This is a genomic window from Pseudomonas sp. FR229a, from assembly GCF_030209115.1.
GTDB classification, from domain to species: domain Bacteria; phylum Pseudomonadota; class Gammaproteobacteria; order Pseudomonadales; family Pseudomonadaceae; genus Aquipseudomonas; species Aquipseudomonas moraviensis_A.
The window spans coordinates 1-21556 of sequence record NZ_JARVSP010000042.1 but is presented as its reverse complement, the minus strand read 5'-3'; the positions used below and the strand labels follow the sequence as shown (position 1 = coordinate 21556).

The 21556-nt window shown below is 61.2% G+C and carries 16 protein-coding genes; 12 read left to right on the top strand and 4 right to left on the bottom strand.

The features are described from left to right. Positions 1-147 precede the first annotated feature (147 nt). The 6 genes from recC (at position 148) to yfiB (ending at position 11842) form a co-directional block, all read left to right on the top strand. Positions 148-3600 (top strand): exodeoxyribonuclease V subunit gamma, encoded by a 3453-nt coding sequence (gene recC, locus QRN33_RS26185; RefSeq protein WP_285410968.1) that lies wholly within the window; start codon positions 148-150, stop codon positions 3598-3600. Beyond that, positions 3597-7283: an exodeoxyribonuclease V subunit beta gene (gene recB, locus QRN33_RS26180; protein WP_285410967.1), complete on the top strand. Its 3687-nt coding sequence runs from the start codon at positions 3597-3599 to the stop codon at positions 7281-7283. The genes recC and recB overlap by 4 nt, the downstream gene beginning before the upstream one ends. Next, positions 7280-9388, top strand: coding sequence for an exodeoxyribonuclease V subunit alpha (gene recD / locus QRN33_RS26175; protein WP_285410966.1), 2109 nt, complete (start codon positions 7280-7282; stop codon positions 9386-9388). The genes recB and recD overlap by 4 nt, the downstream gene beginning before the upstream one ends. A 119-nt stretch (positions 9389-9507) precedes the next feature. Continuing rightward, entirely contained in the window at positions 9508-10077 is a 570-nt protein-coding gene (gene yfiR / locus QRN33_RS26170; RefSeq protein ID WP_064364539.1) for a regulatory sequestration protein YfiR, read from the top strand. Further along, complete coding sequence (gene dgcN / locus QRN33_RS26165; RefSeq protein WP_042608808.1) at positions 10074-11342, top strand: diguanylate cyclase DgcN/YfiN; 1269 nt, start codon at positions 10074-10076, stop codon at positions 11340-11342. Before yfiR ends, dgcN begins: the two co-directional genes overlap by 4 nt. Beyond that, the gene (yfiB, locus tag QRN33_RS26160; RefSeq protein ID WP_177330608.1) at positions 11342-11842 is read left to right on the top strand and encodes an outer membrane lipoprotein YfiB; all 501 of its coding nucleotides are present in this window, start codon (positions 11342-11344) and stop codon (positions 11840-11842) included. The genes dgcN and yfiB overlap by 1 nt, the downstream gene beginning before the upstream one ends. Here yfiB and QRN33_RS26155 read toward each other — a convergent pair. Beyond that, a complete protein-coding gene (locus tag QRN33_RS26155) occupies positions 11839-12786 on the bottom strand; it encodes a LysR family transcriptional regulator (protein WP_285410965.1) in 948 nt (315 codons plus the stop codon). The two genes, yfiB and QRN33_RS26155, sit on opposite strands and share 4 nt — an antisense overlap. Positions 12787-12934: 148 nt before the next feature. Between QRN33_RS26155 and QRN33_RS26150 the strand changes: the two genes are divergently transcribed. Both QRN33_RS26150 and mmsB read left to right on the top strand, forming a co-directional pair. Beyond that, positions 12935-14461 carry a CoA-acylating methylmalonate-semialdehyde dehydrogenase gene (locus QRN33_RS26150; protein WP_024011486.1) on the top strand — a complete coding sequence of 509 codons (1527 nt, stop codon included), beginning with the start codon at positions 12935-12937 and terminating at the stop codon, positions 14459-14461. 10 nt (positions 14462-14471) lie between these two features. Continuing rightward, positions 14472-15359 (top strand): 3-hydroxyisobutyrate dehydrogenase, encoded by an 888-nt coding sequence (gene mmsB, locus QRN33_RS26145; RefSeq protein ID WP_285410962.1) that lies wholly within the window; start codon positions 14472-14474, stop codon positions 15357-15359. Between the two features lie 495 nt (positions 15360-15854). Here the strand turns inward: mmsB and QRN33_RS26140 are convergent, their stop codons facing one another. Beyond that, on the bottom strand, positions 15855-16205 hold the full coding sequence (locus tag QRN33_RS26140) for a cupin domain-containing protein (RefSeq protein WP_016770579.1): 351 nt from the start codon (positions 16203-16205) through the stop codon (positions 15855-15857). 42 nt (positions 16206-16247) lie between these two features. Beyond that, on the bottom strand, positions 16248-17186 hold the full coding sequence (locus QRN33_RS26135) for a LysR family transcriptional regulator (RefSeq protein ID WP_285410960.1): 939 nt from the start codon (positions 17184-17186) through the stop codon (positions 16248-16250). A gap of 215 nt (positions 17187-17401) precedes the next feature. On the opposite strand from QRN33_RS26135, the gene QRN33_RS26130 reads away from it, so the two are divergent. Beyond that, positions 17402-18166, top strand: coding sequence for a sulfite exporter TauE/SafE family protein (locus QRN33_RS26130; protein ID WP_285410958.1), 765 nt, complete (start codon positions 17402-17404; stop codon positions 18164-18166). On the opposite strand, the gene QRN33_RS26125 is transcribed toward QRN33_RS26130, so the two are convergent. Next, positions 18156-18470 carry a putative quinol monooxygenase gene (locus QRN33_RS26125; RefSeq protein WP_065615701.1) on the bottom strand — a complete coding sequence of 105 codons (315 nt, stop codon included), beginning with the start codon at positions 18468-18470 and terminating at the stop codon, positions 18156-18158. The genes QRN33_RS26130 and QRN33_RS26125 overlap by 11 nt on opposite strands. A gap of 181 nt (positions 18471-18651) precedes the next feature. Between QRN33_RS26125 and mdaB the strand changes: the two genes are divergently transcribed. The 3 genes from mdaB to QRN33_RS26110 all read left to right on the top strand — a co-directional run bounded on the left by mdaB (position 18652) and on the right by QRN33_RS26110 (position 21277). Beyond that, entirely contained in the window at positions 18652-19242 is a 591-nt protein-coding gene (gene mdaB, locus QRN33_RS26120; RefSeq protein WP_042608814.1) for an NADPH:quinone oxidoreductase MdaB, read from the top strand. 126 nt (positions 19243-19368) lie between these two features. Next, positions 19369-20280 (top strand): LysR family transcriptional regulator, encoded by a 912-nt coding sequence (locus QRN33_RS26115; RefSeq protein WP_042608815.1) that lies wholly within the window; start codon positions 19369-19371, stop codon positions 20278-20280. Positions 20281-20383: 103 nt separating this feature from the next. After that, complete coding sequence (locus QRN33_RS26110; RefSeq protein ID WP_285410957.1) at positions 20384-21277, top strand: NAD-dependent epimerase/dehydratase family protein; 894 nt, start codon at positions 20384-20386, stop codon at positions 21275-21277. The last annotated feature ends 279 nt before the right edge of the window (positions 21278-21556 follow it).

Below are 21556 nucleotides of genomic sequence, written 5' to 3'. Positions count from 1 at the left end.
TCCGAAACCCCAATTGCGAAAGCAGTTGGGGTTTTGTTTTGCCTGCGAGAAAGTTCTTACAACCTTCGCAGACGTCGTCCGGCTGTCACAATCTGCCGACAATGCTAAGGTTCTGCCTCGGCTTTTGTGATTTTCCAAGGAATCTATATGTCGGACGCCCAGTCCCTCAACGCTGCATTCATGGTGGTTCAGAGCAACAGTCTCGATGAACTGCGCAGCCTTGTGGTCAGCATCATGCGGCGCTATCCACTGGCACCTTTGGAAAACGAAATCGCTTTGGTGCAAAGCAACGGCATTGCCCAGTGGCTCAAGCTGGCACTGGCCGAGGATCCCGAAGACGACGACCTTGGCGGCTGCGGGATCGCGGCAGCGATTGATGTGCAATTGCCCGGCAGTTTCATGTGGCAGCTCTACCGAATGGTGCTGGGACGAGAAGAGATCCCGGCGAAATCCCTGCTCGATAAAGCCCCGCTGACCTGGCGCCTGATGCGTCTCTTGCCACAGGTAATCGACCAACCACATTTCGAACCGCTGCAACGCTTCCTCACCCACGACACCGATCTGCGCAAGCGCTACCAGTTGTCAGAGCGCCTCGCGGATCTGTTCGACCAATATCAGGTTTATCGGGCCGACTGGCTGGAGGACTGGGCGGAAGGCCGCCACCAACTGCGCAATGTCAGAGGTGAAGTAAAGCCGCTGCAGCCGACCAGTTGCTGGCAGGCAGAGTTGTGGCGAGCGCTGCTGAATGATGTAGGCGAACAAGGCATGGCGCAGAGTCGCGCAGGCGTGCATCAACGTTTCATGGAGCGCATCAACACACTCGACAAGGCCCCGGCTGCGCTGCCGCCGCGCGTGATTGTGTTTGGTATCTCTTCGTTGCCTGCGCAGGTACTGGAAGCGCTCGCCGGTCTGGCTCGCTTCAGCCAGGTACTGCTTTGCGTACACAACCCTTGCCGCCATCACTGGGCGGATATCGTTGCCGACAAGGATCTGTTGCGGCATCAGTACAAACGTCAGCAGCGCAAAAGTGGAATGCCCGTTGTGCTCGATGCCGAGACCCTGCATCAGCACGCGCATCCGCTATTGGCCGCGTGGGGCAAGCAAGGTCGCGACTACATTAACCTGCTCGACAGCTACGACGATCCCAACAGCTACCGCGCAGCCTTTCGTGACGGACGCATCGACCTGTTCAGCGAAAATCAACCACACAACATGCTTAACCAGCTGCAGGACGACATTCTCGAGTTGCGTCCGCTCAACGAGACGCGCGAACTCTGGCCAGCGGTCGATGCAACGCAAGACCATTCGATCCGTTTTCACATCGCGCATAGTGCCCAGCGCGAAGTCGAGATCCTGCACGATCAACTCCTGGCGCGGTTCAGCGTAGACCCGGATCTGCGCCCCCGAGACGTAATCGTCATGGTCCCTGATATCGACAGCTATGCGCCGCATATCCGTGCGGTTTTCGGTCAGCTCGATCGGCATGACTCACGCTTCATTCCGTTCACACTGGCGGATCAGGGCCAACGTGGACGCGACCCTCTATTGATCGCGGTCGAGCACCTGCTCAAACTTCCGGACAGTCGTTTCCCGGTCAGCGAGATCCTCGACCTGCTCGATGTCCCGGCCCTGCGTGCTCGGTTTGGTGTAGAGGAACGCGACCTGCCAACTCTGCACCGCTGGATCGAAGGCGCAGGCGTGCGATGGGGCATGAGTGCTGAACAACGTGCCGGCCTCGGCCTTCCTGAAGAACTGGAGCAGAACAGCTGGCATTTCGGCCTGCGCCGAATGCTATTGGGTTACGCCGTCGGCAGTGCCGACGCGTGTGCCGGGATCGAGCCTTACGACGAAATTGGTGGGCTTGACGCTGCCTTGATCGGGCCGCTTGTCGCGCTGCTGGATGCCTTGGAAATTGCTCACCAGCAACTCACCCAACCAGCTCAACCGAAGGAGTGGGGTCTGCGCTTGCAGGCGCTGATGCAGGTGTTCTTCCAGGCCAGCAACGAGCATGACGACTACCTGCTGGCCCAGCTGGAAGAGCTTCGCGAAACCTGGCTCGAGACCTGCGAGGCAGTGGGGCTGACTGACGAGTTGCCGCTGACTGTCGTTCGCGAAGCCTGGCTCGCCGGGCTCGATCAGGGGCGTTTATCGCAACGATTCCTTGCCGGCGCGGTAAATTTCTGCACCTTGATGCCGATGCGTGCCATTCCTTTCAAACTGGTCTGTCTGTTGGGCATGAACGACGGCGATTATCCCCGCGCCCAACCGCCACTGGATTTCGACCTGATGGGCAGCGATTACCGCCCTGGCGACCGGTCAAGGCGTGAAGATGACCGCTACCTGCTGCTCGAAGCGCTCCTGTCTGCACGCAATCAGCTCTACATCAGTTGGGTGGGTCGCAGCATCCGTGACAACAGTGAGCGACCCGCCTCGGTGTTGATCGGCCAGTTGCGCGATCACCTCGCCAGCGGTTGGCGTTCAATCGATCCTAGTCAGGATCTGATAGAAGCGCTGACCGAAGAACATCCTCTGCAACCTTTCAGCGCCCGCTATTTCCACGAAGGCGAGCAACTGTTCAGCTACGCCAGCGAGTGGCAAGTGTTGCATCAAGAGCAAGTGCATCAAAACGAGACGCCGTTGCTCGCGCCGTATGTTCAGGAAGAACCGCTGACGCTGGCTTTACTGCAGGATTTTCTGCGCAACCCGGTGAGGCATTTTTTCACCCAACGACTCAAGGTCTATTTCGAGGCCGCGCAAGCGCCGTTGGCCGATGAAGAACCTTTCGTGCTGGACGCGTTGCAGCGCTACACGCTGAGCGACAGTTTGCTGGAAGCCGCACTTAACCAGCCGGATGATTTCGATCAGGCACTGCAAGCCCGGGCGCTGCGCCTGCAAAACAGTGGTCTGCTGCCTATGGCCGGTTTCGGCGAATGCCTGCAGCGTGAACTGATCGAACCGCTGCCGGATCTTCTGCAGCGTTATCAACAGTTGCTGACGTTATGGCCGACGCCGTTGACCAGTGCGATCCCGGTCAGTCTCGACTTGCAGGAGCTGCGTCTGGAGGGATGGCTCGCAAGTCTGCACCAGCGCGCCGATGGCGGCCTGCTGTCAGTCACGACCATTCCCAACAGCATCGGCTCGATCAAAACGCGTAAGTGGCACCGGCTGACCAAACCCTGGGTCACCCATCTGGTCGCCTGCGCCAGCGGGCATGCGTTGACCACAGCATTGGTCGCGAGTGACGACACATTGTTGCTTGAACCCATGGAGCGAGACCGAGCGCTGCGGTTCCTCGGTGACCTGCTGCTCGCCTGGCAAACCGGCATGCGCCAGCCCTTGCCGATTGCGATAAAAACCGCATTCGCCTGGCTGTCGCAATCCGACCCGATCAAAGCCGAAGCCGCGGCGCGAAAAGCCTATGAGGGTGACGGCCAGACCAGCGACGGCGAGCGGCGCGAAAGCCCGGCGCTGCTCCGACAATATCCCGACTTCGATGCATTGTTGGCAGACGAAACCTTCACCGGCTGGTGCGATGCGCTATACCGCCCATTATTCGAAGCGCCCTGGCGTTCCTTGTCCAACGAAGGCGCACGTTCATGAGTACCAGGACACCGTTGGCTCTGGCCTTCCCGTTGCGCGGCAGTCAGTTGATCGAAGCGAGCGCCGGCACCGGCAAGACCTTCACGATCTCGGCGCTTTATCTGCGGCTGATTCTCGGCCATGGCGGCGAGACAAGCGGTTTCGCACGCGAATTGCTGCCGCCGCAAATCCTCGTAGTGACGTTCACCGACGCTGCCACCAAAGAGCTGCGTGAGCGCATCCGAACCCGCCTGGCCGAGGCTGCGCGTTTTTTCCGCGACGAGATTCCCGCTCCTGACGGACTGATCGCCGAACTGCGCGATCAGTTCGATCCATTGCAATGGTCGGGCTGCGCCAACCGCCTCGATATCGCCGCGCAGTGGATGGACGAAGCTGCCGTCTCGACCATCCACAGCTGGTGTCAGCGCATGTTGCGTGAGCACGCGTTCGACAGCGGCAGCCTGTTCACGCAGTCGCTGGAAACCGATCACAGCGATTTGCTTGGCGAAGTGCTGCGCGATTACTGGCGACTGTTTTGCTATCCGATGCAGGGCGACGCGCTGAATTGGGTGCGCAGTAATTGGGGTGGCCCCGCAGCGTTGTTGCCTCGGGTCCGCGGCTTGTTCGCCAGCGAGCGTGATACCGATGAAGGCAAGGTGCCGGCGGACCTGATCGCTGAATGTATGCTGGAGCGTCGAGCGGCGTTGGTCGAGCTGAAAATGCCTTGGCGTGCCTGGGCAGACGAGCTGCTTGCTCTCTGCCAGGAAGGCGTGGCCAGCAAAGCCGTCGATGGCCGCAAGATGCAGGCGCGATATTTCGAGCCCTGGTTCGAGAAGCTCAAGACCTGGGCCGAAGACGAGTCGCTCGAGCAACTGGACATTGGTACCGGCTTCACTCGACTGACACCTGATGGCATGGCCGAGGCCTGGAAAGGTCAGGCGCCGAGCCATCCGGGACTGGACGCCATGTCCGGCCTCAAGTCGAGCCTCGATGCTTTGCCGACGCCGGATGCCGCTGTTCTGCAACACGCCGCCAAGTGGGTCGGTGCACGCTTTGAAGAAGAGAAGCGTCGCCGCGCGGAAATGGGCTTCGACGATATGCTGCTGCGTCTGGATGCCGCCCTGCAATCGGAGGGCGGCGAGCGTCTGGCGACGCTGATCCGCGAGCAGTTTCCGGTGGCACTGATCGACGAATTCCAGGACACCGATCCGGTGCAATATCGGATCTTCGAGAGTATCTACCGCATCGAAGACAACCATCCTGACACCGGCCTGTTCCTGATCGGCGACCCCAAGCAGGCGATCTATGCCTTTCGCGGAGCTGACATCTACACCTACCTGCGCGCACGTCAGGCCACTACCGGCCGCTTGCATACGCTCGGCACCAACTTCCGCTCCAGCCACGGTATGGTGACAGCGGTCAATCACGTATTCGAACGCGCCGAGTCCCGAGAACAGGGACGCGGCGCGTTTTTGTTTCGCGAGAAAACCGGGGAAAACCCGGTGCCGTTCCTTCCCGTCGAGTCCCAGGGACGCAAGGAAACCCTGCAGATCGCCGGGCAAGACGTCGCGGCGCTGAATGTCTGGCTATTGCCGAGCGATCAACCGCTGTCCGGCGCAGTCTATCGCCAGCAAATGGCCGCGGCCTGTGCCAGTCAAATCACCGCGCTGCTCAATGGCGGGCAAACCGGCAACGCTGGATTCATCCAGGCAGACGACTTCAGAGGTTTGCGTCCTTCGGACATCGCGATCCTCGTCCGCGACGGTAAAGAAGCTCAAGCCGTACGCAGCGAACTCGCCGCCCGCGGGGTACGCAGTGTTTATCTCTCGGACAAGGACTCGGTCTTCGCCGCGCAAGAGGCGCATGACCTGCTGGCCTGGCTGAAGGCTTGCGCCGAACCCGATGTCGAGCGTTCGCTCAAGGCCGCGCTGGCATGCACCACGCTGAACCTGCCACTGATCGAGCTGGAGCGCCTGAATCAGGACGAAATGGTCTGGGAAGCCCGGGTCATGCAGTTCCGCGGCTATCGCGAACTCTGGCGCAAACAGGGCGTGTTGCCGATGTTGCGCCGCCTGCTTCACGATTTCCACTTGCCGCAGACCCTGATGCAGCGTAGTGATGGCGAGCGCGTATTGACCAATCTTTTGCACTTGTCGGAACTGATGCAGCAGGCCGCTGCTGAACTCGACGGTGAGCAAGCGTTGATCCGCCATCTGGCCGAGTTGCTGGCACTGTCCGGTCAGGCCGGCGAAGAACAGATTCTACGTCTGGAAAGCGACGAGCAACTGGTCAAGGTGGTGACCATCCACAAATCCAAGGGGCTGGAATATCCGCTGGTATTCCTGCCATTCATTTGTTCGACGAAACCGGTGGATGGCAGTCGCTTGCCGTTGCATTACCACGACGCTGCGGGCAAAGCGCAGATCAGCCTCAAGCCGACCGCCGAGTTGATCGCCCAGGCTGATGATGAGCGTCTGGCCGAAGACTTGCGTCTTCTGTATGTCGCATTGACCCGTGCGCAACATGCCTGTTGGCTGGGCGTCACTGACCTGAAACGCGGCAATAACAACAGCTCCGTGCTGCACCTGTCTGCGTTGGGTTACTTGCTGGGGGCCGGTGCTGCTTTGGGCGAGTCCAGCGAATTGAACCGTTGGCTGCAAGAGCTGCAGCAAGACTGTCCGGCCATCGACATCGGCGAAATGCCTCAGCCTACTGACGAACATTACCAGCCGCCGCGCAATGAAGCGGTCCTGCGAGCCACGCTACGGCCCAAGCGCAAAGCCAGTGAAAACTGGTGGATCGCTTCCTATAGCGCGTTGCGCATCAGCGACGTATTGAGCGTCGGTAGCGATGAAGCACCGGACAGTCCGCAGGCGCAAAAGCTCTTTGACGATGAGCGCCTCGACCCCGACGCGCCACGCGAAATCAGCAGCGGTGGCGCCGATATTCACCGCTTCCCGCGTGGCCCCATCCCGGGCACGTTTCTGCATGGCTTGCTCGAATGGGCGGGCGCTGAAGGTTTTGCAGTTACCCTCGAAGCGCTGGAGGATGCGATTGCCCGGCGCTGCAACCTGCGCGGCTGGCAGGGCTGGATCACCACGCTGACCGACTGGCTGCAGCATTTGCTCAAGTCGTCTTTGCCGATCGCTGGCGGGCAACCGCCGGTGGTTTTCGAGCAACTGAAGCAATACCGCGTCGAGATGGAGTTCTGGTTCGCCAGCCACAAGGTCGACGTGCTCAAACTCGACGAGCAAGTGCGCCAGCACACCCACAATGGCGTCGCCCGCGTGGCGGCGGAGCCAGTGCAACTCAACGGCATGTTCAAGGGTTTTATCGACTTGACCTTCGAGCACGCTGGCCGTTATTACGTCGCCGATTACAAATCCAATTGGCTCGGCGTCGATGATCAGGCCTACACCGTGCAGGCCATGGAGCAGTCGATCCTCGACAATCGTTACGACCTGCAATACGTGCTGTATCTGTTGGCTTTGCACCGCCAGTTGAAGGCGCGGTTGGCGGATTACGATTACGACCGGCATGTCGGTGGGGCGCTGTATCTGTTCCTGCGCGGGACGCGTGCTGAGAGTCGCGGCGTGTACTTCGTGCGCCCGCCACGGGAATTGATCGAACGCCTCGACCGGATGTTCCAGGGCAAACCCGAACCCAAGTCCGAACCCGCCTGGGAACAGGGAGTCCTGCTATGAGCCGCACATTCGCCGATCTGCTGCCGACACCACTGGAAGCGGACAGCCTGTCGAAACTGTCGCCGCTGACCCGCGCCGATGATTTGCTGTTATTGCTGAGCCGCTGGGTCGAGCGCGGCTGGCTGCGTGCGCTTGACCGGGCCTTTGTCGCCTTCCTGCACGAACTCGAGCCCGAGACCGATCCGCTGGTGCTGCTCGCGGCGGCGTTGACCAGCCACCAGCTCGGCCATGGTCATGTGTGTCTGGACCTGTTCGAGACCCTCAAGGCGCCGGATTTTGCATTGTCGCTGCCGCCGGAAGGCGATGTGCAGGGCGGTGTTTTGTTGCTGCCTTCGCAACTTCTCGAAACGCTGGACGGGGCCCATTGGTGCAAAGTGCTGGCAAGCAGCTCGCTGGTGGCCCTGGCCGCTGACGCGAGGGATACGGCGCACACACGTCCCTTGGTGCTGTCCTCGAAACGCCTTTACTTGCGCCGGTACTGGACGTACGAGCGCCGCATCGATGCCGCGTTGCGCCAGCGGCTGATGCAGCAGGAACCGACGCCAGATGATCTGCCCCAGCGTCTGAATGAATTGTTCGGCGGCGCGGAATCTGCGGCTGTCATCGACTGGCAAAAACTCGCCTGTGCACTCGCCACGCGCAGCGCCTTCAGCATCATCACCGGCGGCCCGGGCACCGGTAAAACCACCACGGTGGTGCGCTTGCTCGCGTTGCTGCAGGCACCGGCCGTAGAGGCTGGCCATCCGTTGCGCATTCGTCTGGCCGCACCGACTGGCAAAGCCGCCGCGCGCCTGACCGAGTCGATCAGCCAGCAAGTGCAATCGCTGCAAGTCGCCGAAGCGGTGCGCGCGGCTATCCCCAGTGATGTCACCACCGTGCACCGTCTGCTCGGTAGTCGACCGGGGACCCGACACTTCCGTCACCATGCCGGTAACCGCTTGCCGCTGGATGTGCTGGTGGTCGACGAAGCCTCGATGATCGACCTGGAAATGATGGCCAATTTGCTCGATGCGATGCCGGCCCATGCTCGGCTGGTATTGCTGGGCGACAAGGATCAGTTGGCCTCGGTCGAGGCCGGTGCGGTGTTGGGCGATCTGTGTCGTGACGCCGAGGGCGGTTGGTACAGCCCGCAGACGCGCCAATGGCTGGAGTCAGTCAGCGGCGAGTCGTTGCAAGGCAGCGGTTTGCATGAAGACCGCGACGGCGCCCATCCGCTGGCGCAACAGGTGGTGATGCTGCGTCACTCGCGCCGCTTCGGCGAGGGCAGCGGCATCGGTCAGCTTGCGCGACGGGTCAACCATCAATCGGCCGACGAGGCGCGCCAGTTGCTCGCTACCGGTGGCTATGAAGACGTGTATTCGCTGCCGCTCAAGGGTGAGCATGATCACAAGCTTGAACGCCTGTTGCTCGAAGGTCATGGCAACGGCCCGCAAGGTTACCGCCATTACCTGAGCGTCCTGCGCGACCAGCGTCCACCGTCGACGCGGCCACTTGAGCATGCGGACTGGACCGATTGGGCCCGGGAAGTCTTGCAAGCGTTCGATACGTTCCAGTTGTTGTGCGCCGTGCGCAAAGGCCCATGGGGCGTTGAAGGCCTGAACCAGCGCATCACCGCCGCGTTGCTCAAGGCGCGGCTGATCGAGAGCGATCAGCAGTGGTACGAGGGTCGCCCTGTACTGATGACTCGCAATGACTATGGTCTGGGCCTGATGAACGGCGACATTGGCATCGCCCTGAAACTGCCCGAGCGCGAAGGGCCCGAGATCGGCAAAACGGTTCTGCGCGTGGCCTTCCCGCGTAACGATGGTCAGGGCGGCGTGCGCTTCGTGTTGCCGAGTCGGCTCAATGACGTCGAAACCGTGTATGCCATGACGGTGCACAAATCCCAGGGCTCGGAGTTCGCGCACACGGCGCTGATCCTGCCGGATGCGCTGAACCCCGTACTGACCAAAGAGCTGATCTACACCGGTATCACTCGCGCCCGGCACTGGTTCACCTTGATCGAGCCGCGTGCCGGTGTGTTCGAGGAGGCGGTGCAGCGCAAGGTCAAGCGTCTGAGCGGGCTGATGCTGGAACTGGAGGAGGGCACCGAGCCCCGGGAATGAAGCGCTGAATGATCGGCAACGATTGCTGACCAACCGGTCAGGGGCAGGCGCCTCGCTGGCGTTTCGACGCTGTGCTATCGTTGCGGCATCATTTCGTTACGCTCCAAGAGAATCCCTGCATGAAGGTCGCCGTCCGGACGACAGAGCGTGTGGTTGCCTGCCAACGCGCCTTGCTGATCGTTTTGCTCTGGTTGTTGACGGGCAGCGCCCTCGCACAAGCGCAAACCGGGCCCGCCGAGCAACGGGCCAAAGCGGTGACGCAGGTGGTCCTTGGCATCCTCAGTTATGCACGCTGGCCAGTGGAGCCAGCGCAGTTGCGCCTGTGCATCGTCGGCCCCACCGAATACACCGATGACCTGGTCAAAGGCACTACGCAAGCCAGTGGCCGGCCGGTGGCGGTGCGTCGTCTGCTGGCGAGCAACCCGGCCATCGTCAACGAGTGCGACGCGGTGTACATCGGCAAGCTCACCGCCGATGAACGCAGTCGCCTGTTCGCATCGTTGATCGGGCATCCGGTGCTGAGCATCAGCGAAGCGGACGATCAATGCACGGTCGGCAGTCTGTTTTGCCTGCGCGTCGGCGATGAGCAGGTGTCGTTCGAGGTCAATCTCGACTCAGTGGCTCGCAGCGGCGTGCGCATTCACCCCAGCGTGTTGCAGTTGTCCCGTCGCAAAGCGGCGGCGCCATGAAGCTGTTCAGTTGGAAGGCTCGCCCGACCCTGGGCTCGGTCATTGGCCGTGGGCATTTGATCGTCGCGCTGGTAGCGGTGGCGATGGCCAGTGTTTCGCTGACCTTGCTGGGCGTGCTGGCGCTGCGGGTGTATGCCGATCACAACCTGCACTTGATCGCCCGTTCGATCAGCTACACCGTCGAAGCAGCCGTGGTGTTCAACGACAAAGCGGCGGCAACCGAGGCGCTGGCGATCATCGCCGCCAGCGAGGAAGTGGCGGATGCCCGAGTGCTGGACGCGCAAGGCCAATTGATTGCGCAATGGCAGCGCCCTGAAACCGGCTTGTTCTCCGAGCTGGAAATGCGGATCGCCCGCGCCATTCTGGAAAAACCGGTCAGCCTGCCGATCGAACATCAGGACCGTGAAATCGGTCGCGTCCTGCTCATCGGTCATGGCGGCAGCCTGATGCGTTTTCTGCTCAGCGGCCTGGCCGGGATTGTGCTGTGCACCGCGATCAGCGCCTGGGTCGCGCTCTATCTGGCGCGACGGCAACTGCGCGCAATCATCGGCCCATTGCACAGCCTCGCCTCCGTCGCCCACGCCGCCCGCAGTGAGCGAGCGCTGGATCGGCGCGTGCCGCCGGCGCAAATCGCCGAACTGGATAATCTCGGCAACGACTTCAATGCCTTGCTCGGCGAGCTTGAGTCGTGGCAAACCCACCTGCAAAACGAAAACGAAACCCTCGCCCACCAAGCGACCCACGACAGCCTCACCGGGTTGCCCAACCGCGCGTTTTTCGAAGGCCGCTTGATCCGCGCCTTGCGCAACGGCAAAAAACACGACGAGCGGATTGCCGTGCTGTTTCTCGACAGCGACCGCTTCAAAGGCATCAACGATAACTTCGGCCATGCCTCGGGTGACGCAGTGCTGGTGGCGATTGCCAATCGGGTGCGAGCGCAATTGCGCGAGGACGATCTGGTCGCGCGTTTGGGCGGCGACGAGTTCGCCGTGCTGCTCGCGCCGCTGCACACCGTTGAAGACGCTGAGCACATCGCTGACAAGATCCTCGCCAGCATGGACATGCCGATCACCCTGCCGGGCGACACCAGTGTGGTGACCTCGCTCAGTATCGGCATCGCCGTCTACCCCGATCATGGTGCCACGCCGGGCACCTTGCTCAACGCAGCCGACGCGGCGATGTATCAGGCCAAGCGCCTGTCACGCGGCGCGCAATTCACGGCCGGGTCGGAGCGCCCGGTTGATTCCGTTCACACCAGGAGCTGATGTCTGTGTTCACTCTTCCCGTTCGACTTTTTTCCGCATTGCTGTTGATCGCCGCGCTGACGCTGAGCGGTTGCCAGACCGCCCCGCAGAAGGGCCTGACACCGGCGCAGGTTGCTGTGCTCAAACAGCAGGGTTTCGAGTTGACCGACGACGGCTGGGAGTTCGGCCTGTCGGGCAAAGTGCTGTTTGGCAGCGATGTCGAAAGCCTGAACGCACCCAGTACGGAAATCGTCGAACGCATCGGCAAGGCACTGCTCGGCGTGGGTATCGAGCGGGTGCGCGTCGATGGCCACACCGATGCGTCGGGCAAGGAAACCTACAATCAGCAACTGTCCCTGCGCCGGGCCAAGAGCGTCGCCAACGTCCTCGGCACGGTCGGCATGAAGCAGGAAAACATCCAGCTGCAAGGCCTCGGCAGCAGCGAACCGGTAGCCTCCAACGACACCGCAGCGGGGCGTACGGAAAACCGCCGGGTGTCGATTGTGGTCAGCGCCGACTAATCGGCAAAGCGCATCTCCCGCGTTTCCCCCATCAACAACGCCTGATTGCGCTCAGTCACCTCACGGATGTAATCCCACAACAAGGTGATCCGCTTCAACTTGCGCAGATCCTCCCGGCAGTACATCCAGAACTGCCGGGTGATGTCGACTTCCTCCGGCAACACCGGCAGCAAACGCGGGTCCTGGGCGGCGAGGAAGCACGGCAGGATCGCCAGCGAGCGACCCTGCTGCGCGGCGACGTATTGAGCGATCACGCTAGTGCTGCGCAAATGTGCGCTGGCGCCGGGCAGCACGTTGGCCAGATAAAGCAGCTCTGAGCTGAACGCAAGATCGTCCACATAACTGATGAATTGATGCTTGCTCAAGTCTGCAGGGCCGCGGATCGGTGGGTGTTTGTCGAGATAGTCCTGGGTCGCGTACAGCTGCAAACGGTAGTCGCAGAGTTTGCAGCAGACGTACGGCCCATGCTCCGGCCGTTCCAGTGCGATGACGATGTCGGCCTCGCGCTTGGACAGGCTGATGAAGTGCGGCAGCGGCAAGATGTCCACCGAAATTGCCGGGTAGGCGTCGACGAAATGACTCAGTTGCGGGGTGATGAAAAAACTGCCGAAGCCTTCGGTGCAGCCCATGCGCACGTGCCCTGACAGCGCGACGCCCGAGCCGGAAACCTGCTCGCAGGCCATGTGCAACGTGCTTTCGATCGACTCGGCATAACCGAGCAAGCGCTGGCCTTCGGTGGTCAGGACGAAGCCGCTGGTGCGGGACTTTTCGAACAGCAATGTGCCCAGCGCCGCTTCCAGCGAACTGATCCGTCGCGACACCGTGGTGTAGTCGACCGCCAGGCGTTTGGCAGCGGTGCTGGCCTTGCGGGTGCGGGCGACTTCGAGGAAAAACTTCAGGTCGTCCCAGTTCAGCGAGCCTAGCGAGGTGATGTTTTTTTGCATGATGGACGGGCTTATATGTGCGTTCTTATTAGAAGTTTGCACATCTATACTCCAAAAACCGTCCGACAACCATTCCGGACACACGCCTCATCTCAAGGCGAACCTCTCGCCTTGGCTCCTACGATAAAAACAAGTTCTGGAGACCAGCATGAACGCATCGCTTACGCCCAACGACACCACGCTGCAAAAGGTCAAACTGCTGATCGACGGCGAATGGGTCGAGTCGCAGACCACCGAGTGGCACGACATCGTCAACCCGGCGACCCAGCAAGTGCTGGCCAAGGTTCCGTTCGCCACCGCCGCTGAGGTCGATGCCGCTGTCAGCGCCGCCCAGCGCGCATTCCAGACCTGGAAACTGACCCCGATCGGCGCGCGGATGCGCATCATGCTCAAGCTCCAGGCGCTGATTCGTGAGCACTCCAAACGCATTGCCGTGGTCCTCAGCGCCGAGCAGGGCAAGACCATTGCCGACGCCGAGGGCGATATTTTCCGCGGCCTGGAAGTGGTAGAGCACGCTTGCTCGATCGGCACCCTGCAAATGGGCGAGTTCGCCGAAAACGTCGCCGGCGGTGTCGACACCTACACCCTGCGCCAGCCGATCGGCGTCTGCGCCGGCATCACCCCGTTCAACTTCCCGGCGATGATTCCGCTGTGGATGTTCCCGATGGCGATCGCCTGCGGCAACACCTTCGTGCTCAAGCCTTCGGAGCAGGATCCGCTGTCGACCATGCTGCTGGTGGAGCTGGCGATCGAGGCGGGCGTTCCTGCAGGCGTGCTCAACGTCGTTCACGGCGGCAAGGATGTGGTCGATGGCCTGTGCACGCACAAGGACATCAAAGCCGTGTCGTTCGTCGGTTCGACTGCCGTCGGCACCCACGTTTATGACCTGGCCGGCAAACATGGCAAACGCGTGCAGTCGATGATGGGCGCGAAAAACCACGCCGTGGTGCTGCCGGATGCCAATCGCGAACAAGCGCTGAATGCCCTGGTCGGCGCCGGTTTCGGTGCCGCCGGACAACGCTGCATGGCCACCTCGGTGGTGGTGCTGGTGGGCGCGGCGAAACAGTGGCTGCCGGATCTGAAAGCGCTGGCGCAGAAACTCAAGGTCAACGCCGGCAGCGAGCCGGGCACCGATGTCGGTCCGGTGATCTCGAAAAAGGCCAAGGCGCGGATTCTCGAACTGATCGAAAGCGGCATCAAGGAAGGCGCCAAGCTTGAACTCGATGGTCGCGACATCAGCGTGCCGGGTTACGAGCAAGGCAACTTTGTCGGCCCGACCCTGTTCTCGGGCGTGACCACCGACATGCAGATCTACACTCAGGAAATCTTCGGTCCGGTGCTGGTGGTGCTGGAGGTCGACACCCTTGATCAGGCGATCGCGCTGGTCAATGCCAACCCGTTCGGCAACGGCACCGGCCTGTTCACCCAGAGCGGTGCGGCGGCGCGCAAATTCCAGACTGAAATCGACGTCGGTCAGGTCGGTATCAACATTCCGATTCCGGTGCCAGTGCCGTTCTTCAGCTTCACCGGTTCGCGCGGTTCGAAACTCGGCGATCTCGGCCCGTACGGCAAGCAAGTGGTGCAGTTCTACACCCAGACTAAAACGGTCACGGCGCGCTGGTTCGACGACGACAGCGTCAACGACGGCGTGAACACCACCATCAACCTGCGCTGAGGATCCGATCATGAAAATCGCATTTATCGGGCTGGGCAACATGGGCGCGCCGATGGCGCGCAACCTGATCAAGGCTGGCCACTCGCTGAACCTGGTCGACCTGAACAAAACCGTGCTGGCGGAACTGGAGCAACTGGGCGGCACCATTCGCGCTTCGGCGCGCGAGGCGGCGGAAGATGCCGAACTGGTGATCACCATGCTCCCGGCCGCGGTGCATGTGCGCAGCGTCTGGCTGGGTGAAGAGGGCGTGCTCGCCGGCATTCGCCAAGGCGTGCCGGCAGTGGATTGCAGCACCATCGATCCGCAGACCGCCCGCGACGTCGCTGCGGCTGCCGCGAAGCAAGGCGTGGCCATGGCCGATGCGCCGGTCTCCGGCGGCACGGGCGGTGCGACGGCCGGAACCCTGACCTTCATGGTCGGCGCCACTCCGGAGCTGTTCGCCACCCTGCAACCGGTGCTGGTGCAGATGGGCCGCAACATTGTGCATTGCGGTGAAGTCGGCACCGGCCAGATCGCCAAGATCTGCAACAACCTGCTGCTGGCGATCTCGATGGTCGGCGTCAGTGAAGCGATGGCGTTGGGTGACGCGCTGGGAATCGACACCGGCGTACTGGCCGGCATCATCAACAGCTCGACCGGGCGCTGCTGGAGTTCGGAGATGTACAACCCGTGGCCGGGCATCGTCGAAACGGCCCCGGCCTCGCGCGGTTATACCGGTGGTTTCGGCGCGGAGCTGATGCTCAAGGATCTGGGGCTGGCGACGGAAGCGGCGCGGCAAGCGCACCAACCGGTGGTGCTCGGCGCGGTGGCGCAGCAGTTGTATCAGGCGATGAGTCAGCGCGGTGAAGGCGGGAAAGATTTCTCGGCCATCATCAACAGCTATCGCAAGCCGCAGTAACTGTTTAAAAAACTGAGGTGAAAGGGTTTTTCGTGGCGAGGGAGCTTGCTCCCGCTGGTCTGCGCAGCAGACCTGACCACGGCGAATGAGGTGCTTCAGAAAAACCGCATTTGCTGAAGTTACGTCTGCTGCGCAGCCGAGCGGGAGCAAGCTCCCTCGCCACAGGTGATCTCCCCGCTGTTTGTACCGCCATCATCAATAGCTATCGCAAGCCGCAGTAACTGTTCAAAAAACTGAGGTGAAAGGGGGTTTTGTGGCGAGGGAGCGTGCTTCCGCTGGTCTGCGCAGCAGACCTGACCACGGCAAATGAGGTTCTTCAGAAAAACCGCGTTTGCTGAAGTTACGTCTGCTGCGCAGCCGAGCGGGAGCAAGCTCCCTCGCCACAGGTGATCTCCCCGCTTTTTGTGCAGCAAGAAAAAGATCGCAGCCTTCGGCAGCTCCTACATGGGAATGCGTTCCTGTAGGAGCTGCCGAAGGCTGCGATCTTTTGCTTTGTCAGGCGAAGACGAAATACTTGCGCACGGTCTCGACCACTTCCCACGTGCCTTTCATGCCCGGCTCAACCACGAAGATATCGCCGGCGCGCAGGTGAATCGGCGCCATGCCGTCCGGGGTGATCACGCAGTAGCCTTCCTGGAAATGGCAGTATTCCCACTTCACATAATCGACGCGCCACTTGCCCGGCGTGCAGATCCACGTGCCCATGATCTTGCTGCCGTCTTCGCTGGTGTAGGCGTTAAGGTTGACGGTGTGCGGGTCGCCTTCGAGTTTTTCCCACTTGCAGGCATCGAGTACCGGCAGCGGGTGAGTGTCGCGCAGAACGGTGATAGGGGCGGTCGCGGTCATGAGGGACTCCGGGCAAGTGGACTTGAGAATTGAAGTCGCACCCTATAGCGCCGGGTTGTCGCTCAGTTGTCTGGGGTCGACATCGGAGTGCTCAGAAACGCGCGCAGCGGTGAGCGCTTGTAACAATGCCTGGGCATAACCCGGCAGCGCAGCGAAGTCTCTCGCGCAGAGCAATAACGTGCGGCGCGCCCACGGTTCATTGAGCGCCACGCATTTGAAGTGTTCGACCTTCGCGCGTTCGACAGCGGCCAACGGCACGATGGCCAGTCCGGCGCCTCGGGCGACCATGCGCATCGCCCCGTCGAAGCCATCGGCGCGAATGCGCACCTGCATCCGCGCGCCGCTGTGCAGCGCCTGTTCTTCCAGATAAATCGCCAGTGCGCTGTCGGTACTCAGTCCGACAAAGTCATGCTGCAACGCGTCGCTGAAACTGACCTCGGCGGCGTCAGACAACGGGTGGTCAAGCGGCAGAATCAGCACCAGCGGATCGTCGCGAAAAGCCTGCGTCTGTAGGCCGTTGCTGTCGACCGCGTCGGACACGATGCCCAGATCCGCTGCGCCTTCACGCAAGGCATGGGTGATCCGCGCGCTAGGCAGTTCCTGCAGATCGATGTCGAGATTGGGATGGTTGCGCAGGAAATCCGCGAGCACTTCTGGCAGGTATTCGGTGATCGCCGTGGTGTTGCACAACAGCCGCACCTGGCCTTTGACGCCTTGTGCGTATTCAGCGAGTTCCTGCTGCAGGCGCTCGGCCTGTTGCAAAAGGACGCGCGCGTGGCGGGCGAGTGCTTTCCCGGCGGGCGTCGGGGTGACGCCACGCCGACCACGGTCGAGGAATTCGGCGCCCAGCGAGGCTTCCATCGCGCGGATTCTGGCGCTGGCGGCGGCGAGGGATAAATGACTGCGCAGGGCACCGGCGGTGATGTTGCCGGTGTCGATGATGTGCAGGTAGAGGCGCAGGTCGGTGAGGTCGAAGTGCATGGGGTTTGCCTCTGCTTTTTGTTGTGTCTGGGCTGGCCTCATCGCGAGCAGGCTCACTCCTACAAGGGATCTGCTGCGAACACAAAACTGTAGGAGTGAGCCTGCTCGCGATAGGGCCAGATGCCCTGATAAAAATATCAGCCTCTTGCTCTGTAAGAGGCAGCCTCAGTATATGGCAGATTTTCACCCGCTCCGGATCAGCGCACATTACCCCAATGCACACGCTAACCGACTTCTACCAAACCCTCGGCCTGACCCTTTCGCTGCTGGTCATCACCACCTTCCTCCTCGCCGGCATGGTCAAAGGCGTCATCGGCCTCGGCCTGCCCACCGTTGCCATGGGCCTGCTCGGTCTGGCTATGGCGCCGGCGCAGGCAGCCGCTTTGTTGATCATCCCCGCGACGTTGACCAACCTCTGGCAACTGGCCTTCGGCGGCCATCTGCGCGGGTTGATCAAACGCCTCTGGCCCATGCTGCTGATGATCTTTCTCGGCACCGGCATCGGCACCTTCTGGATTGGCATGGCTAGCGGCCATTGGGTCGTGCGCGGGCTCGGCGCGGCACTGTTGCTGTATGCGTTGAGCGGACTGTTTCTACCGACGCTGCACGTCAACCCGCGTCATGAGCGCTGGCTCGGTCCGCTGTGTGGCCTGATCACCGGCGTCATCACCTCCGCCACCGGCGTCTTCGTGATTCCGGCGGTGCCATACCTGCAAGCATTGGGGCTGAGCCGCGATGAGCTGGTGCAGGCGCTCGGTCTGTCCTTCACTGTTTCGACCCTGGCGCTGGCGCTTGGGCTGCTCTGGCACGGCGCACTCGGCGGGGGTGAATTGAGCGCCTCGCTGCTGGCGCTGATTCCGGCCATGCTCGGCATGTGGTTCGGCCAATGGCTGCGTCAGCGCATCAGTGCGGTGTTATTCAAGCGGGTGTTCTTTATCGGACTGGGCGCGCTCGGCGCCCATTTGCTGATCAGCGGCTAGCCGACGATTCGCTGAGCATGTCGATCGGGCGGATATCGAAATCGCGCTCCAGATACTCCATGCGTTTGGCGAAGAACGCTTTCATGTGCGGCAACGCTGAGTGCACATCCAGATGCGCCTGACTTGCCCAGATCTCGTAGAAGATAAAAAGCGTCGGATCCTGCTTGTCGCGCAGCATGTGGTACTCGATGCAGCCCGGTTCGGCGCGGCTCGGCTCGACGTAGGCGCGGAACAGCGCTTCGAACTCGGCGGCTTTTTCCGGGCGGGTCTTGGCGTGCAGGATGAAACCCTGGCGTTCACTCATCACAACTTCCTCGGATGCAGAAAACGTCGAATGCTACGGCAACAATTGGCTATCGATTCGTGCGTTTTAATCAAATGTATTTTGCGCTGACATGGCTGTTTCCGCGCGAGATCGATGGTTAATCTGCCGCCATTCCCTTTAATGTTGCCACCAGCCCCAAGGGCTGCGCCGAGGTTTTCCGATGAAAAAAGTCCTGTTGCTCAATGGCGGTAAAAAATTCGCCCACTCCGATGGCCGCTACAACACCACCCTGCACGAAACCGCGCTGAGCGTGCTCGATCGCGGCGGTGTCGACGTCAAGACCACCTTCATTGATGAGGGCTACGACGTTGCTGAAGAAGTGGCGAAATTCCTCTGGGCCGACGTGATCATTTATCAAATGCCGGGCTGGTGGATGGGCGCGCCGTGGACGGTGAAAAAGTACATCGACGAAGTCTTCACTGAAGGCCACGGCAGCCTCTACGCCAGCGACGGTCGCACCCGTTCCGATGCCTCGCAGAAGTACGGCAGTGGCGGTCTGATTCAGGGCAAGCAATACATGCTGTCGCTGACCTGGAACGCGCCGCAGCAAGCCTTCGATGACCCGACGGATTTCTTCGAAGCCAAAGGCGTGGACGCCGTGTACTTCCCGTTCCACAAGGCCAACGAATTCCTTGGCATGACCGCGCTGCCTACCTTCCTCTGCGTTGACGTGATGAAGCGTCCAAATATCGAGAATGATGTGGTGCGCTATGAGCAGCATCTGACTGAGGTGTTTGGCCTCAAGGCTTGAGGCTTTCAGGCTAATATCGGGGTCACAGCAAAAGATCGCAGCCTTCGGCAGCTCCTGCAGGGGGAATGCATTCCAATGTAGGAGCTGCCGAAGGCTGCGATCTTGGCGATTTCAAAGAGGGAACCCGTGAAAGCCAGATCCGATGAGTTGCAGATTTTCGTCTGCGTGATCGAATGCGGTTCGATTTCCGCCGCCGCCGAGCAGGTCGGGCAGACGCCGTCGGCGGTGAGCCGCACGCTGTCCCGGCTCGAAGCCAAACTCGACACCACGCTGATCAACCGCACCACTCGGCGCATGGACCTGACCGAGGAGGGCAAATATTTCTTCGAACAGGCCAAGCTGATCCTCGATCAGATGGATCAACTCGAAGAACGCCTGTCCTCGCGCCAGCAGACTCCGTCCGGACGTTTGCGCATCAACGCCGCCTCGCCGTTCATGCTCCACGCCATCGTCCCCTACATCGACGAGTTCCGGCAGTTGTATCCGGACATTCAGCTCGAACTCAACAGCAATGACCTGATCATTGACCTGCTGGAACAAAGCACCGACGTCGCCATCCGCATCGGCACCCTCGCCGACTCGACGTTGCATGCGCGTTCGCTCGGCTGCAGTCCGTTGTTGATCGTCGCCAGCCCTGCTTACCTGAAAAAACACGGCGCGCCCCGGCAGGTCGCAGACCTGAGTGAACACACGCTGCTCGGCTTCACCCAGAACGAAGGCCTCAACCAATGGCCGCTGCGCTTTGTGCATGGCGATCGCTGGCCGATCACCCCGGCGATCAGCGCCTCCAGCGGCGAGACCGTGCGTCATTTGGTGCTGGAAGGGCAGGGCATCGCTTGTCTGTCGCACTTCATGACCATCGACGATATCCGCGCCGGACGCCTGAAAGTCCTGCTCGGTGAATTCAACAGCGGCTACCGCCAGCCGATCAACGCGGTGTACTACCGCAACTCGCAGCTGGCGTTGCGCATCCAGTGCTTCCTCGACTTTATCCAGGGCAAACTCGCCGCCTACGCCAGCGCCGAATTCAAGGGCTGATTCGTGATCCCTGCGCAAGAGTGAATTGGCCGACGGCGGGTTTTTCGCCGGGTTTCATCGGCCGATACTCCTTGCATCACTTATTCACGCAGGGAGTTAATCCATGAATGTTTTCGTTACCGGCGCGGCCGGTTTTATCGGCGGTTCCATCGCCACCGGTCTGGTTCAGGCCGGGCACAAGGTTTCTGGTTTGGTGCGCAGCGCCGAGCAGGCAGACGAGCTCAAGGCGCTGGGCATGAACGCAGTAATCGGCACCCTCGATGACAGCCAATTGCTGACGGAACAGGCGCGTGCTGCCGATGCGGTGATCAACGCTGCCAGCAGCGATCATCGCGGCGCGGTTGAAGCGTTGCTCGACGCTTTGCGCGGTTCCAATAAAGTCTTTCTGCACACCAGCGGTTCGAGCATCGTCGGCGATGCGTCCGGCGGCAAATCCAGCGACGTCATTTATTACGAAGACAACCTGCCGGAACCGACCGTCGATAAAGCCGATCGCGTGGCCATCGACAACCTGGTGCTCGCGGCGGCGAAGGACGGCGTCAACTCGGCGGTGATCTGCAACACCCTGATCTACGGCCACAGCCTGGGCGTCAAACGCGACAGCGTGCAATTGCCGCGACTGCTGAAACAGGCGCGCAAGAGCGGCGTGGTGCGCCACGTTGGCAGCGGCCAGAACATCTGGTCCAACGTGCACATCGAAGACGTCGTCGCCCTGTATCTGCTGGCGCTGACCAGGAATGTGCCGGGCACTTTCTACTTCGTTGACAGCGGTGAAGCGTCGTTCATCGACATGACCACCGCCATGGCCGAAGCCCTCAACCTGGGCAAACCGCAAGACTGGCCACTGCAAGACGCCGAAGCCGAATGGGGCTATGAAATGGCCAACTACGGCCTCGGCTCCAACAGCCGCGTACGCGGCAAACACGCCCGCGAACTGCTGGGCTGGACGCCGAAACGCACGTCGGTGGTTGAATGGATTCGTAACGAAATGGTGTGAGTCCAGCGCGCACCGAGTGAAGCCATTCGCGAGCAGGCTCGCTCCCACAGGTGACCGCGTTCTGCCTGAAGGAATGCGATCAAAAACTGTAGGAGTGAGCCTGCTCGCGATAGCGTCGTGTCAGTCAAATGATCTTGTTTTGACCCACCGCAATCGCGAGCAGGCTCACTCCCACAGGTTGGTTGAGATGTAGCTGAAGGAATGCGATCAAAAACTGTAGGAGTGAGCCTGCTCGCGATAGCGTCGTGTCAGTCAAATGATCTTGTTTTGACCCACCGC